General features: G+C 66.7%; 12 protein-coding genes. 8 read left to right on the top strand and 4 right to left on the bottom strand.

Annotation, left to right across the window (positions count from 1 at the left end; all coding sequences use genetic code 11):
• Positions 1-55 precede the first annotated feature (55 nt).
• Positions 56-682, bottom strand: a complete 627-nt coding sequence (locus FHD63_RS09870; protein ID WP_139721914.1) for a transcriptional regulator — start codon at positions 680-682, stop codon at positions 56-58.
• Positions 683-915: 233 nt separating this feature from the next.
• Entirely contained in the window at positions 916-1,326 is a 411-nt protein-coding gene (locus FHD63_RS09865; RefSeq protein WP_134774227.1) for a GNAT family N-acetyltransferase, read from the bottom strand.
• A gap of 274 nt (positions 1,327-1,600) precedes the next feature.
• On the opposite strand from FHD63_RS09865, the gene FHD63_RS09860 reads away from it, so the two are divergent.
• The 4 genes from FHD63_RS09860 (at position 1,601) to FHD63_RS09845 (ending at position 5,284) form a co-directional block, all read left to right on the top strand.
• Complete coding sequence (locus tag FHD63_RS09860; protein ID WP_139721913.1) at positions 1,601-2,137, top strand: hypothetical protein; 537 nt, start codon at positions 1,601-1,603, stop codon at positions 2,135-2,137.
• Positions 2,138-2,358: 221 nt separating this feature from the next.
• A complete protein-coding gene (locus FHD63_RS09855; protein ID WP_139721912.1) occupies positions 2,359-3,237 on the top strand; it encodes a hypothetical protein in 879 nt (292 codons plus the stop codon).
• A gap of 490 nt (positions 3,238-3,727) precedes the next feature.
• Positions 3,728-3,910 (top strand): hypothetical protein, encoded by a 183-nt coding sequence (locus tag FHD63_RS09850; protein ID WP_139721911.1) that lies wholly within the window; start codon positions 3,728-3,730, stop codon positions 3,908-3,910.
• Positions 3,911-4,576: 666 nt separating this feature from the next.
• Entirely contained in the window at positions 4,577-5,284 is a 708-nt protein-coding gene (locus tag FHD63_RS09845) for a hypothetical protein (protein WP_139721910.1), read from the top strand.
• A gap of 189 nt (positions 5,285-5,473) precedes the next feature.
• Here the strand turns inward: FHD63_RS09845 and FHD63_RS09840 are convergent, their stop codons facing one another.
• Together FHD63_RS09840 and FHD63_RS09835 are read right to left on the bottom strand one after the other, a co-directional pair.
• A complete protein-coding gene (locus tag FHD63_RS09840) occupies positions 5,474-6,286 on the bottom strand; it encodes a hypothetical protein (RefSeq protein ID WP_139721909.1) in 813 nt (270 codons plus the stop codon).
• 267 nt (positions 6,287-6,553) lie between these two features.
• Positions 6,554-7,237 (bottom strand): uridine kinase family protein, encoded by a 684-nt coding sequence (locus FHD63_RS09835; RefSeq protein WP_022920022.1) that lies wholly within the window; start codon positions 7,235-7,237, stop codon positions 6,554-6,556.
• A 144-nt stretch (positions 7,238-7,381) separates the two neighbouring features.
• On the opposite strand from FHD63_RS09835, the gene FHD63_RS09830 reads away from it, so the two are divergent.
• From FHD63_RS09830 to FHD63_RS09815, 4 genes are all read left to right on the top strand, one after another.
• Positions 7,382-7,840, top strand: a complete 459-nt coding sequence (locus FHD63_RS09830) for a GNAT family N-acetyltransferase (protein ID WP_075958511.1) — start codon at positions 7,382-7,384, stop codon at positions 7,838-7,840.
• 291 nt (positions 7,841-8,131) lie between these two features.
• Entirely contained in the window at positions 8,132-8,452 is a 321-nt protein-coding gene (locus FHD63_RS09825; protein ID WP_139721908.1) for a nucleotidyltransferase family protein, read from the top strand.
• On the top strand, positions 8,449-8,769 hold the full coding sequence (locus FHD63_RS09820; RefSeq protein WP_139721907.1) for a HepT-like ribonuclease domain-containing protein: 321 nt from the start codon (positions 8,449-8,451) through the stop codon (positions 8,767-8,769). The genes FHD63_RS09825 and FHD63_RS09820 overlap by 4 nt, the downstream gene beginning before the upstream one ends.
• Positions 8,770-9,087: 318 nt before the next feature.
• Positions 9,088-13,902, top strand: coding sequence for a peroxidase family protein (locus FHD63_RS09815; RefSeq protein WP_139721906.1), 4,815 nt, complete (start codon positions 9,088-9,090; stop codon positions 13,900-13,902).
• Positions 13,903-14,057 lie beyond the last annotated feature (155 nt).

The raw sequence follows: 14,057 nt of genomic DNA, 5'->3' as shown, positions 1-14,057 counted from the left end.
CTTTGCCGCGACCTGCGCAGTCTGATTGCTTCGTCTTGACGGCTCGCTCGTGCCCTTAGAACTCTGTCCCCCTCGTGATGCCGAGGGTGGCCAGGAAGTCCTCGTGCAGCTGTATCCAGACAAGATTCACCGCAGCCACCTCTGGTGAGTCGACCCATCGGTGGTCTCCATCCCAGGCTTGTGCCAGGGCTGCGTCCATGCGCGGTTGGTGAACCCCGAACCGGGGCACCTCGGCGGCAAGCACCGCCATAACGTTCCCCAGCTCGGCCACGAGACGGTCCAGCTCGCGAAGAATCGCCCGGTCGTATCCGGCATCCAAGTGGTCGTTGAGCACGAGCGGATCATCGTCTGTAGGCCTGAGCTGCCAGCGCGTCATGAGTGGGCCGAGACGTTCATTCAGTGGCAGAAAGCGCCCGTGCCCATCCACCACGTTCTGCCGTGTGCCGTGAGCATCGAGGTCATCGCTCAACATCTGCTCGCCCTGCCGCCGCCCCAGGTCCGTCATCGACCAGCCGCTGCCGTCGGTATAGGCGGGGCGACGGGCCAAACCGCGCGCCTCGGCATCCAGAAGGTTCTCCTGAACGTCCCCCGGGTCAAGCCCGTACAGTTCCCCGACCTGCCGGGCTGTGGCGTGACCGAGTACCCGAACACCGTGGAGCGACAGCACAGAAATCGACGACACGGGTACAAGCGTATGCAGCGCCAGCAAGCAACACCGCCCGGCTGCGCGTCCGGGTAGTGGGGCGACGCGTCCCTGCGACTGGCAGGCCACCACACGGGTGTGTCCCCCCACGGGGTCGAGCGCAGATTGAGGCCACTGTGAAAGGCCGCCAGAGGCGCGCATCTGCCGCGCCGAGGACGGCTGGTGCTTTGACTGACCGTCATCCCGACGGTCGACGCGCATTCGCCCACACGTCAGTCCCTGACGACCTTCCACATACCGAGCATCTCCTGCTCTCCCCACCCCAGCTTCCGATAGAGCGTCTCTGCGGCCGGTGTGGCAAAGAGGCCGACAAAACAGTGGCCCGGCGCCTGCTGCCTGATCTGGTCCACGAGCTCGTCCACGATGGTCCGTCCTACCCCGCAGCCTTGATAGTCCGGATGCACCACCACGTCCTGGATGTAGAAGTAGAAGGCACCGTCTCCCACCACCCGCCCCATCCCCACGAGCTCACCGCCGTCCTGATGGACCACCACACCGCAGGTAGAGCCGGCCAAGGACGCGGGCATCGCCTCCCACCAGAAGGCGTCGGCCCAGCCGACGGACTCAGACAATCGACGGTGCTCCTCGACGGTGGGCTTGCGCCGCGCGACGGTGTAGGACATGAGGCCAGAATCTAGCTGCTCCTCTACCTCATCCTGGGTCCAGGCGCGACCGGCGGCGAGCGTGTTGTCACCGGGTGGTGCACTCTTCTGCCGCCAGGAGTGTGGTCGCACGCCATTGCCGCTCTGGGTGCGAGCGGCTGGAGGCCCTACGGACTCCGCGCAGTGTGAGTATGCGGTGCAACCTATCGTTGCAAACTTGAGTCAGAAGACTGTGCTGCCAATCGCCGCTCGCTCAGGCCCCAAGGAACGGAGTACCGATGTGAGGCACACCAGCGTGGGCGTGGCCCTGGCCTTCACCGCAACCGTAGTTCTTCTGTCTGCATGCGGCGGTCAAGCACCTCCCGAGAATCCTGCCTCCAACGCCTCGGGCACCGCGGCGGCCACAGAATTGATCGGAGACTGTGCCGCGTCCTACCCGAGCTACGGCACAGTTGAGGCCGCCCTCGCCGACACCGATGTTGCAATTCAGGGAGTCTCGGAGTTGGGGGAGGCCAAAAGCACAGCCGCGGGGGCGCCACCGGGGGCAAGCGGATGGGACATCGCCATCACCGACGCGTTGGACTCGCCACTCGAGGACAAGGTCCACGTCGTGGCAGCGGAGGCCCGGCCCGGAACCGACCCCTGCGGACCTCGAGTCACGCCGCATCTGCAAGCCCTCCTCTTTCTGGCCAAGAGCGGAGACACGTACTATCCAGTGGCCGTTCTCACAGAAGCTTCAGATGGCACCTACATCGATGCAGACCGTCGGATCCCGCCAGTCGACCTAGAGATCGTTAGGCCGCTACTCGAGCAACACAACGCCGACAACTGACCACGCCCGTTGACCGATTTCAGCGGTCACGAGTCGCGGCGGGGAGTGTAGACAAGCAGTCCCATCGCTCAGGTGCCACCACACTCATTTGCCGCTGGTTGCCCGTGGTGGCGCGTGTGAAGCGCGGTCCTGTGTGCGGGTGGCGTTTCGGGTCGGCATCTTCCCGGGTGATAGGCCTTGGGTCGTGTGTGGGAACCCCGTCCGGGAGGGGGGAGTCCGAAGTGCATCGACGACTGGAGGTGGCCATGGACCATGGCGGGGTTGCTGGACGGGGTGATCGGGTGCGGCGCTCCCTGTGGGGTGTCGTGGTCGTAGTCCTGTCGCTGAGCTTGTCGGGCTGCGCAACCGGCTCGGCCACCGCCCCCGGAGCAGCGGAAGGCCTAGCCCGTGAGGGGGACGCGGCGACGTGGCAGATCGGCAGCGCACCAGAAGTGACAGAGGATGGCGCCGTGGTCAGTCTTTTGGTCACCCGGTTGGGGTGTGCAGGCGGTGTCACCGGCCCCGTTCTCGACCCGGTGATCGAGGTAGAGCCCGACAGGGTCGTCATCAGCACCCCGGTGGAGGCCCGGTCCGGCGCCGCTGACTGTCCCGGTAACGACACGGTCCCTCTTGAGGTGCGGCTCGGGCCGGACGCGCTGGGTAGGGACTTGGTCGATGCTGCCTGTCTGGACGGCGCCGAGGCCGCCGGCACCGCCGCCTGCACGCCCGGGCCCGCCCGGTGGCACCTGCCGACCGTCGAACCTGCCGGGCGCATCGACTGGGCGGCCCCCGACACGTACACCTTCCAGGTGACGAGCATGTGCGGGGAACGGGCGTTCCTGGGCACCTTCGAGATCGACGTCTCCGGTGGCGAGGTCAACGCCATCGAGCCGCTCGGGGACCGGTTCGGCGAGAGCACGATGAGCGAATTGGTCGTGGACTCGGCGATGACGTTGGAGGACATCGTGGAGGAGGTCAACCGCGGCGGCGTCGCCCGACGTGTCGCCCTCGATGCCGAGGGCACCCCACGGTACGTCTCTCTCGGGAGGGACCTGGCCCAGTCTGACTCGGCGACCTGCTACTTCATCCACGACTATTCGGCCCGCCCGACCAGCGAATGAGCCAGCAGGGCGGGCACCGATGTGACGGCCGCGGAACCCATCGCGTTGGTAGCGTCACCCCCGTGGCACCGGACCGCACACCCGCGACGAAGGACTCGACGCGTCCATTGGTCGGGACGTTCGGGCTCATTCTTGCGGTTGTACTCCTGTTCGCCAGCTCCCTCCAGTGGCCCCGAATCGCTAGGGGTGATGCCGACTGGCGGGTGTGGCTCATGGCAGCCTGCTTGCTCGTTCAAGGCGGCACGATGATCGTTGTCGACGGGCGTGAGCGAAAGTCGCGCCGCGCCAAGCAGGTAGGGCACAACCTGGAGGAACCCTCGAGCTGAGGCGCGCCAGCCTCCCTGCAACCCCCTCAGGATGGAGGCGTCACGCGACGACTCGACCATCCTGTAGAGCTGTACCCGGGTGTCCTGGAGCACCCACCATAAGGCTTTCAGACGATAGGTTCATCTCCACGACGGGGAGGTAGAGGCGCTTGCGTGCGAGCACGGTGATGATCGTCGCCATGGTCATGGCGACGGTGGCGAGCGTTGTCACCTACTTGCTGGACGGCCATTCGGCCCTTCTCATCCTTGGCTGCGCGTTTCTTGTGGGCTCCGTTGCAGGGCTGATGTCCAAGCAGCAGCTAGGGGCTAAAGGGACTGCTGAAGGGAACAGCCGGCAGACGCACTGACATGCCGCAAAGATCGTGGGGCCGCGCGGGGGTGAGTCAGAGGCGGGGGTAGCCGGTGTCGGCGAAGGATTGGACGAAGCGTGCGCGCCTTACAGCGGGTCCAGCCCGAACAGGTGGTCACGCGCGTGCCGAGACGCCTAATCGTCGAGCCACTCCGCGTCGAGACTTTCACGACGTAGCGCAAACGACCTCGGGACCAGTCAGCAAGACCACGCCGCAGCTCATCACGAGCCATAAGCCAATCGGTGAACTCGCCGTCGCCGAACAGCAGTACCCGTGTTGGACCTCGTACGGCTCCGACCACCGCCGCCACTCCAGGTGCCCGCCGGTCGACGTCCACCACGTCTCTACGCGGACAAAGAGCATGGCGTCCTCGCCGTCGTGGCTAGTGAGTCGGGCCGCCCGTACGGATTGAGGCGGGGATCGCCTTGCTCCACTTCATTCTTTCGGGAGGGTATTCACGGCATGCTCAGATGTTCCCACGGGGTGGCAGTGCTCGTATGGAACCTCCGCACATGCCGCGCGCAACGCCGTTTAACACGAGACAGCCCGCCTACTTCAGCGGTCCATGCTGTCGACGGCGGAGAGGCCCCTCCCCTCCGACTAGAACGCCTCGTGGCTGCCTGCCTCACTAGCTCAGGGGAGTCGCCCCGGTACATTGGACCCATGGGGAACCCAGCGAGGGATCTGGCAGAGCTTCTTGAGTCGTGGCGGTCGGCCAAGCCGAGCGGCCCGATGGGCGTGAGGAGAGAGCAGGCCAAGAAGAGTGGTTCAACCGTCCACGAAGAACACGACCGCGCCATCTCCCTCTACTCGCAAACCCGCGCGTGGATCGAGCGACTGTCAAAGAGGGGGCTCGACGTCGATCATTATCGGGAGGCGTTGCCAGAATGGCAGGCCGCGCTATTCTCATTCGACGCGGCCTGGAGCTCACAACCCAACGGGCAGGCGGGTATCAGCAATGGGAATATACGGCTGTTGCGAAGTCTTGCTACCCTGATCGAGACGGCGGAGGCGTACCGAGGTCAGATGCCTGACCCTCAGAGAGACGTCGTTCGAAGCATCCTAGAGCAGGCGCGTTCGTTCGTTGAGAACGAGGAGCGCTTCAGCGCACATGTGTCGCGGTACCTTCTGGGGACCCTCGACGACGTTAAAGACGCCCTAAACCGAGGGGACGATGCGGCTGCGCTCGCCGCGTTTTCCCAGTTCACTGGCACCCTTCTGTTGCTGGCAGCCGAGGTTGAGATGCGGGGCGACACCGGCGCTGCCCAGACGTGGCGTGAGCGGGCGTCCCACTTCGCGAGCGAAGTCGCCATAGCTGTCACAGCAAACGCACTCGCTGCCGGCGGCGTTGCGCTAGGTATCCCCATTTAAATAAGCGTGAACCGGTCGGGCACCGCAACACAGGCATGCATCCGCTCTTGCCGCATAACCGACCCGCAACGACGCAGACGAGAGAGGCGGCACGAGCCGGTCTGTTTAGCCGTGCAGATCGAGGCGGCCCACTGGAGGTGTTGCAGAAAGTGGTGTGATTTAGGCCGCCTGCCAGTGACCACCTACAGCTTAGGCTCGTATAATCCGCCCTCCGCCCTGCCACATAGCCGATCCCCCGGCACGGTCAAGCAGTTTAGATCCCAGGCTTGACATGACGTACGCGTCATGCGTCTCCCGAACGCCGAGGGCAGCCTGCGGGATAGAGGAGTAGTCAAACCCGGTTACGACGCTATTCATTCTTTGTGGGTCTACTCTTTCGAGGAACCCGATTCGGGCGAGCTCGTTGGCCAACTCGTTAGCCAAGTCTAGCCTCGATCTTGAGCGTAACTCATAAGACGACCACACCAGTAGTTGCCTGTTGCCAAAGCCGCCCCCGTTCAGCGCCTTCAATTTTTCCCATTCAGCCGATGTCAATATCCAACTGCCCAGTATTCGCATGTGGTAAGTCTCAATTCTGGCGACCTGGCGAATGAACCAAATCTCGCCATCTACCTGCGCAGGATCCTTCATAAGCGCGGAGAGCGAAGCCCCAAGGGCCTTTAACTTCTCGGCGGAGTCGGTCATTTCGGCTGCCCGGGCAGCCTCCACGAAGCATCTAGCACCCACGGGGCTAGCATTTATCTGAGCGGCGAAATCCTCGACGCTCTCGCTGGTCATATCGGCCGCAACGCCGATGAGGGCAGTAACGTTTCGCTTGCGTAGTTTGTCGATCAGCGGACCTACCAATAGACGTTCGACTGCCTCGGCAACCGCAGGCGTCACTGTGGCCTGAACGTACTGTGCGACAGCCGGCTCCCCTAGGAATGGCAGAGACGCAGTGACCCCTAGCGCACCACCTACCGAAGTCGACACAAGATTGGGATGCCGATACTCCTCGTTCATGCCGAGGATCATAGGGCAAGCCGCTCCAGCAAGAGGAGATGCCGACTACACGATCTGCCTGTGCTTCGGGCCACGAGTTCGCTGATGCGCCATCAAGCAGACCTACCGTGCGAGGTGGCTTGGCCCTCACATACCAAGCCCTCGATGGACTCTCAAAGCACCGCCAGGCGAGAGCGGCCGTACACGGCAGGAGAGCACAGGCGCGCCGCGCCGAGCGCGCTGAAGCGTCCGGACATGCCGCGTTGGCAGATGCGGGGGCACCTACCATCAGAGCCACGGGTTGTTCGAAGGTGCAGGCGCTACGGCGAACTGCCCCTCATCGAGGTCGATGGTTGGGGAACCGGCAACCACCAGGCAGGCCCGCTCCCACGGACGTTGCTCGGCAAGAAACCGCACTTCATGTGCCATCCACTCGTGCCAGAACGCGATCGTCTGCTCGCGATCCCCGTTCACACCCTGGGCCATGTCGCGAGCGATCCCCCGCCGCTCGGCCTCCTGAAAGTCCGACTGCACCCAGATCGAGGCATCAACGAAGTGCTCGAACTCGCGTTGGCTTGCGCCGACGCCCTCGATGACGACCAAGTCCACCTCCGCGGCAACCTCGATCACGCCTTCGCGTCCATGCAGCCCCCACGCCGGCGGCTGAAACCGCACACCCTCCCCACGGTGCAGTGTCACCAGAATCTCCTCGCGCAGCATATGCCCCCAGGCGAAGAACGGCTCATGCCAGGCCAGGTCATCCGTGTGGACGACCGCAGAACGGGCGACGGCACGCTTCAGCTCAGCAGCCAGCGTCGACTTACCTGAGGCTCCCCTGCCGTCCACGGCAACGATCTGCGGCCGACCCAGCGGCTGCCCGGCCACCTGTAAAACGTGATCGACCAGCTCGGCAGTGTCGAGGGCCCGCCAAGGCCCCGCAGCGGGTTCACCCTCGAGCAAGGTCATGGTCATGACCCCATTCTGCTGCCGACAGCAGCCATGCTCGCTCATGCCGCCGGTCGGTCGCTCCCGACTGACCGGAGGTGTTCCCCGGAACACTCGTGCGCGAGCCGTTAATCGTGTGTCGTCGCAGATGCGCTCTGGCAGGCTTAGGCCATGGGATGGATCTGTCGTCCGGACTCGCAGGTGCCGGAAGCGGCGGAGCGACTTCTGGCGAGGGTGCCTGAGTGGTTCGGTCTCCCGGAGGCGAACGCTGACTACATCGAAGCGGCTCGTACCAAGGAGACGTGGACGGTCCGCGATGACGGCGGGAACGTCATCGGGCTCACTTTGGTCGATCGTCACTTCCCGCACGTGGCTGAGCTCCACCTCATGGTTGTCGACCGCGACCATCACGGTCAGGGTGTCGGAACCGCCATGGTCCAGGCCGTCGAACAGGACGCGCGGGAACGCGGTGTTCAGCTGCTCGAGGTGAAGACGTTGGGCGGCTCACATCCGGACCCCGGGTACGCGCGCACCCGTCACTTCTACGAGCAGGCCGGGTTTCTCCCGCTTGAGGAGACCGACCTGTGGGGTGAAGCGAATCCCTGCCTCTTCATGGTCAAGCCGCTCTGAGACCTAAGCCCGGCCAACTCGAGAGCCGGCATCCGGATTTGCCGCGTGCGGGAAACTCGTCACCCACACGGCTGGCTGGCACGGGCGTCACCCGTTCATGCAGCAGTCCCGAAGGACTCTTCGCGTCGGACTCGTGGGAACCGTCGAGGTGGTCGTGGGCATTTGCCTCCTGTTCCACAGCGGCCTCGAAGGGGCCACGGATCGTCAGCGGCGATGCTGACTGGCCCGTATCGCTCACTCAGTGGGTTCCTGGTCCTAGGCGTCACGATGCTGGCCCTCTACCCTTGACACATGAGCACCGTCACGTCTGAGAGCACCGCCCTCCGTGCGGTCGTCATTGCTCATCGTGACGCTCTTCAGCAGATCCTTGAGCGCTACGGTGCGACCAATCCAAGATTGTTCGGCTCGGTGGCCAGAGGCGACGCGACGGCGGACAGCGACGTCGACCTTCTCGTGGATCTGCTGCCGGACTTAGGGAACCCCCTCCTGCGCGTGGCGGGCATGGGCGAGGAGCTCAGCGACGTCTTCGGCCACCGCGTCGATGTGGTGACGCCGACCCTTCTGCGCGCTGAGGTGTCGAATACCGCGCTCAGCGATGCGGTGCCGGTGTGACGCGATCCGAGCAGGAACGCTTCGCCGACATCCTGCGTGCGGTCGAACGATGCCAGGGCTACACCAAGCATCTTGCGTCCGGCGAGCTCCAGGAGATGGCCTACGACGCGGTGCTGCGCAACTTGGCCGTGATCGGGGAGGCGGTGCGGGTGCTTCCCAGCGAGACGCGCGATCGGGCGCCGGAGGTCCCATGGGGAGCGATCGCGGGACTGCGCAACGTCGTCGTGCACGAGTACTTCCGTGTCGACGCCGAATTGATCCTCGACATCGTCGACAACCAGCTCGGTCCCTTGGCCGATCGCCTCCGTCAGCTGTGAAGGACCTGTCTCGTGGGAAAGGTGCCGAATCCGCCGATCAAAACTGACACAGGGCTGACACGGGGGAGTGGCCATGAGCATCCATGCTGGTCAGGGCGTTAGCGAGGAGTTTCCCGCCACCTCCACCTACGTGTCTCACGCTGTGCGGCTAGTCGCACCTCAGCCCCCAGGATCCGCACGAAGAGGCGGATCTGGGGGCTTCGTGCTGGTGGCACCGAGACCCCGTCGACGCGGTGCGCAAGGTTGACGCAAGGATGCGGGCGGACAGTGACGTCGCGGGGCGCTGCGCCCCGGATCACCCTCACCGTGGAGGCACCGATGTCCGTCATCCAGAAGCGTCAGCACCGTGATGTGGTCGCGCGCGGGAGGTACCGGCTGTGGGCCGTGCTCCTCGCCGCCGCACTGGTGTCGTCAGTGCTGCAAGGAACCGTCCTCGCTCCGCGGTCGGTCGCAGCCCCGGTCGGCCAGGGATTCAACCTCAACGCCTCCGACCTCCGCTTCATCCTGAAGCAGATCAAGATCTCCGAGCAGCACGCGGCCACGCTCACCGCGAGCAACCCGTGCGGCACCCTCCTGGGCAGCGGCCCGGACCAGATCCCGGCCGGCGGCGTCGGGGTCACCCTCCCCTGGGGGCTGCGCACCGTCGACGGCAGCTGCAACAACATCGAGCTGCCCGAGAAGCGCACCTTCGGCACGGCGGACCAGCCGTTCCCACGGATGGTTCCCAAGAAGCTGCGCGCCGCCGAGAACGGCACGACCTACGCGCAGACCTCCGGGACCGTGCGGGACAGCCAACCGCGCCTGATCAGCAACCTCGTGGTCGACCAGACCGGGACGAACCCGGCGGCCGTCAAGGCGGCCGGAGGGGTCCCCGAGGGCCAGGCCGCCGGCGACCCGCTGTTCATCCCCAACGTCGCCCCGGACACCGGCCTCTCCGCGCCGTACAACTCCTGGTTCACGCTGTTCGGCCAGTTCTTCGACCACGGCCTCGACCTCGTCAACAAGGGCGGCAACGGGGTCGTGCTCATCCCGCTCCAGCCCGACGACCCGCAGTTCACCCCGGGCTCGCCCACCAACTTCATGGCGCTGACCCGCGCCACCCACGGAGGAGATCACGAGGCGGTCAACCAGACCAGCCCGTTCGTGGACCAGAGCCAGACCTACTCCTCCCACCCGTCGCACCAGGTCTTCCTGAGGGAGTACCGGGCGACGCCCGACGGGCCGGTGGCGACCGGGGGACTGATCACCGGTCCTGGCGGTGGCATGGCCACCTGGACCGACGTCCGCGAGCAGGCGCGCACCGTCCTGGGCATCGAGCTGTCGGACCTGGACGTCCTGAGCGTCCCCCTCCTGCGGACCGACCCCTACGGCAGGTTCCTGCGTGGACCGAACGGCTATCCGCAGCTCGTCGTGCCCTCGGCACCTGGCGGACTGGTCGAGGGAGACCCCGACACGCCCGTCACCACCGCCGGCGCGACCTCCAGCGGACACGCCTTCCTCGACGACATCGCGCACCACGCCACCCCCGCGGCGAACCTGACCGCGGATGACGACCCCGGCACCGGGGACGACGGGCTACCCGGCACCTACGACGACGAGATGCTCGGTGCCCACTTCATCGCCGGTGACGGCCGGGTCAACGAGAACATCGGCCTGACCGCGGTGCACCACGTCTTCCACTCCGAGCACAACCGGCTGGCCGCGGAGATCGACGCGATGCTCGACGACCCGGCTCTGTTCACCGACGCCGAGCGCGCCGACTGGCGCACGACCACCCGGCCGGCGGGGTGGGACTACGGGGAGCGCCTCTTCCAGGCGTCCCGGTTCGTCACCGAGATGGAGTACCAGCACCTGGCCTTCGAGGAGTTCATCCGCAAGGTTCAGCCGGGGGTCAACCCCTTCGGCGAGGGCGGGACGGGATACCACACCACGATCAACCCCGCCATCAAGGCTGAGTTCGCGCACGCGGTCTACCGGTTCGGCCACTCGATGCTCAACGAGTCCGTGGACCGGGTCAGCGCGACCGGGGCCGAGGACGACATCAGCCTGCTGAACGCCTTCCTCAACCCGCCGTCCTTCATGGCCGACGGTCGGACGCCCGAGCAGGCAGCGGGCGACATCGTCCGCGGCATGACCAGACAGACCGGCAACGAGCTCGACGAGTTCGTGACCGAGGCCCTGCGCAACGACCTGCTGGGGCTGCCGCTGGACCTGGCGACGCTCAACATGGCCCGGGCCCGGGACACCGGCACCCCTTCCCTCAACGAGGCCCGGCGCGCGTTCTACGCAGAGTCGGACAACCCCGCGCTCGTGCCCTACACCAGCTGGGCGGACCTCGGCTTCTCGCTGAAGCATGCCGAGTCCCTGCCCAACTTCATCGCCGCCTACGGCACGCACCCCAGCATCACCGCCGCGACCACCCTCGACGACAAGCGGGCTGCAGCATACGCACTGCTGTACGGGGTCCGGGGCCTGGACGGTGAGATCGGGACCGCGGATGACATCGCCGAGGAGAGCGTGCCTGCAGACCGTGCCGCGTTCATCAACAGCGCGCCGCACACGGTGCCCGACGAGACCACGGGTGAACCGACCGTCGTGCACGACCAGTGGACCCTTCCCGAGTCCGGCGTGACCACGACCGGTGTCGACAGGATCGACCTGTGGGTCGGCGGCCTGGCGGAGAAGCAGATGGTCTTCGGCGGTCTGCTCGGCCCGACGTTCAACTACGTCTTCGAGGGCCAGACGGAGGCGCTGCAGGACGGCGACCGGTTCTACTACCTGTCCCGCACCGCGGGCCTCAACCTGCTGACCCAGCTCGAGGGCAACTCCTTCGCCGAGCTGATCCAGCGCAACACCGACGTCGAGGGCCTCCCGGCCGACGCGTTCTCCCGGCCCGACCTCGTCTTCGACGTCGCTGCTCTCGGGACCACCGGACCGATCCTCGACGACCCGGCGACCCCCGACTACGACGAGTCTCGACTGCTGGTCCGTGAGGCCAACGGGACCATCCGCTACGGCGGGGCGGCCCACGTGGTGTTCAACGGCTCCGCGGGCAACAACCTCATCCGCTCCAGCGAGGGTGACGACACGATCCGTGGCAACGACGGCAACGACAGGATGGAGGGTGGCGACGGTGCGGACCACCTGATCGGCGGTCTCGGCGACGACATCCTCACCGACCTGTTCGGGGACGACGTCCTCAAGGGCGGCGACGGCAACGACACCCTGTCCTCGGGTCAGGGCTTCGGCGGCGACCTCAACCAGGGCGGGCGTGGCGACGACATGATCATCGGTGGCAACGACGCCACCGAGAGCTTCGCCGGCCCCGGTGACGACCTCGTCTTCGCCGGTGACGGTGAGGACACCGTGTTCGGTGACGACGGGGACGACTGGATCGAGGGCGGACTGGGTCCGTTCAGCCTGCTGCAGGGCGACAACGGTGCCCCGTTCCAGGACGACCCGAACGAGGCCGGCCACGACGTCATCATCGGCTACGGCGGTGAGCAGGACTACGACGCCGAGGGCGGTGACGACATCATGCTCGCCGGCCCGGGCATCCAGCGCGCCGAGGGCATGCTGGGGTTCGACTTCGTCACCCACAAGCTCGACCCGGTGGCGGCCGACTCCGACATGGCGATCAGCGTCCTGCTGCCCCCGTCGGTGGAGACCAACCGTGACCGCTTCGACCTGGTCGAGGCGCTGTCCGGCTGGGACAAGAACGACGTCCTGCGGGGTGACGACCGTGTGGACAACGACATGGTCGGCCACGAGCTCACCGCTGCCGGGGTCGACCGGATCGCCGGCCTGGCCAGCATCCTGCCCGGTGACGGCACCAGCTTCACCGGCGGCAACATCCTGCTCGGCGGAGCGGGCGCGGACCTCATCGAGGGCCGTGGCGGCGACGACCTCATCGACGGGGACGCCTGGCTGGACGTCCAGCTGCGCGCCCCCGACCCCGCCACCGCCGACACGACCGACACCCGGCTGCACGACGGGCTCACCACGCTGCGGGCGGACACCCTGGCCGGACGGGTCAACCCCGGCACGGTCGACATCGTGCGCACGGTGAGGACCGGAACCGCCGCGACGGACACGGCCCTGTTCACCGGGCCACGGGCCGACTACACCATCACGACCGCCGACGGGGTGACCACCGTGGTGGACAACGTGGGCACGGACGGCACCGACACGCTTCGCAACATCGAGCAGCTCCGGTTCTCCGACAGGACCATCGCCACCCCGACCCAGGCCACGGCGCCGGAGGCGCCGGTCATCGGGACGGCCACGGCGGGCAACGCCTCCGCCACGGTCACCTGGACCGCTCCCTCCGACGGCGGCTCGCCGATCACCCAGTACCGGGTGCAGGTGCGTACCGGCACCACGGTGGTCCGGACCGACGTCGTCACCGCCCCGGCGAGCAGCGCGACGATCGCCGGGCTGACCAACGGCACGGCATACACCTTCCGGGTGCGGGCCGTGAACGCGGTCGGCGTGGGTCCGCTCTCGGCGGCGTCCAACGCGGTCACGCCGGCAGCGGTGCCTGCGGCACCCGTCATCGGTACAGCCACGGCGGGCAACGCCTCGGCGGTGGTCCGGTGGACGCCCCCGGCCAGCAACGGTGGCTCGCCGGTCACCGAGTACCGCGTGCAGGTCCGGACGGGCACGACGGTCGTCCGGACGGTGACGGGAGTCGCCGCCACCGCAACCAGCACGACCATCACCGGTCTGACCAACGGCACCGCATACACCTTCCGGGTGCGGGCGGTCAACGCGATCGGGGTCGGTCCCTTCTCGGCGGCGTCCAACGTCGTCAGGCCGGCGACGGTGCCGACCGCGCCCGTCATCGGCACGGCCACCGCCGGCGCCGCGGGTGGGGCTGTCACCGCGACGGCAGCGTGGACACCCCCGACCAACAACGGAGGGTCGCCCATCACGGGCTACCGGGTCCGGGCTCTGCGGATGGCGGCTGACGGGTCGGTGCTCTCGACGACGACGTCCGCGGTCCAGCCCGCCACCACGCGGTCGTTGGCCATGACCCTCGCCGCAGGGAACTACCGGTTCACCGTGCAAGCCATCAACGCGATCGGTGCCGGGCCGCAGTCGGGCCGCTCCAACCAGGTGCAAGCCCGGTGACCGCCGGTATGCGGCCACCTCGGGACCCTCCCGAGGTGGCCGCATACGGTCGGGCTCAGTCGGAGGCGTCCTGGAGGAGGGCCTCCATCTCGACGATCTCCGACGGGCTCGCGACCTCCAGCAGCTCCGGTGGGTGGTGCCGCACGTCGACACCG

Origin of the sequence: Serinicoccus chungangensis, assembly GCF_006337125.1 — a bacterium.
Classification (GTDB): Bacteria; Actinomycetota; Actinomycetes; order Actinomycetales; family Dermatophilaceae; genus Ornithinicoccus; species Ornithinicoccus chungangensis.
This window is presented reverse-complemented; position numbering and strand designations above follow the sequence as displayed.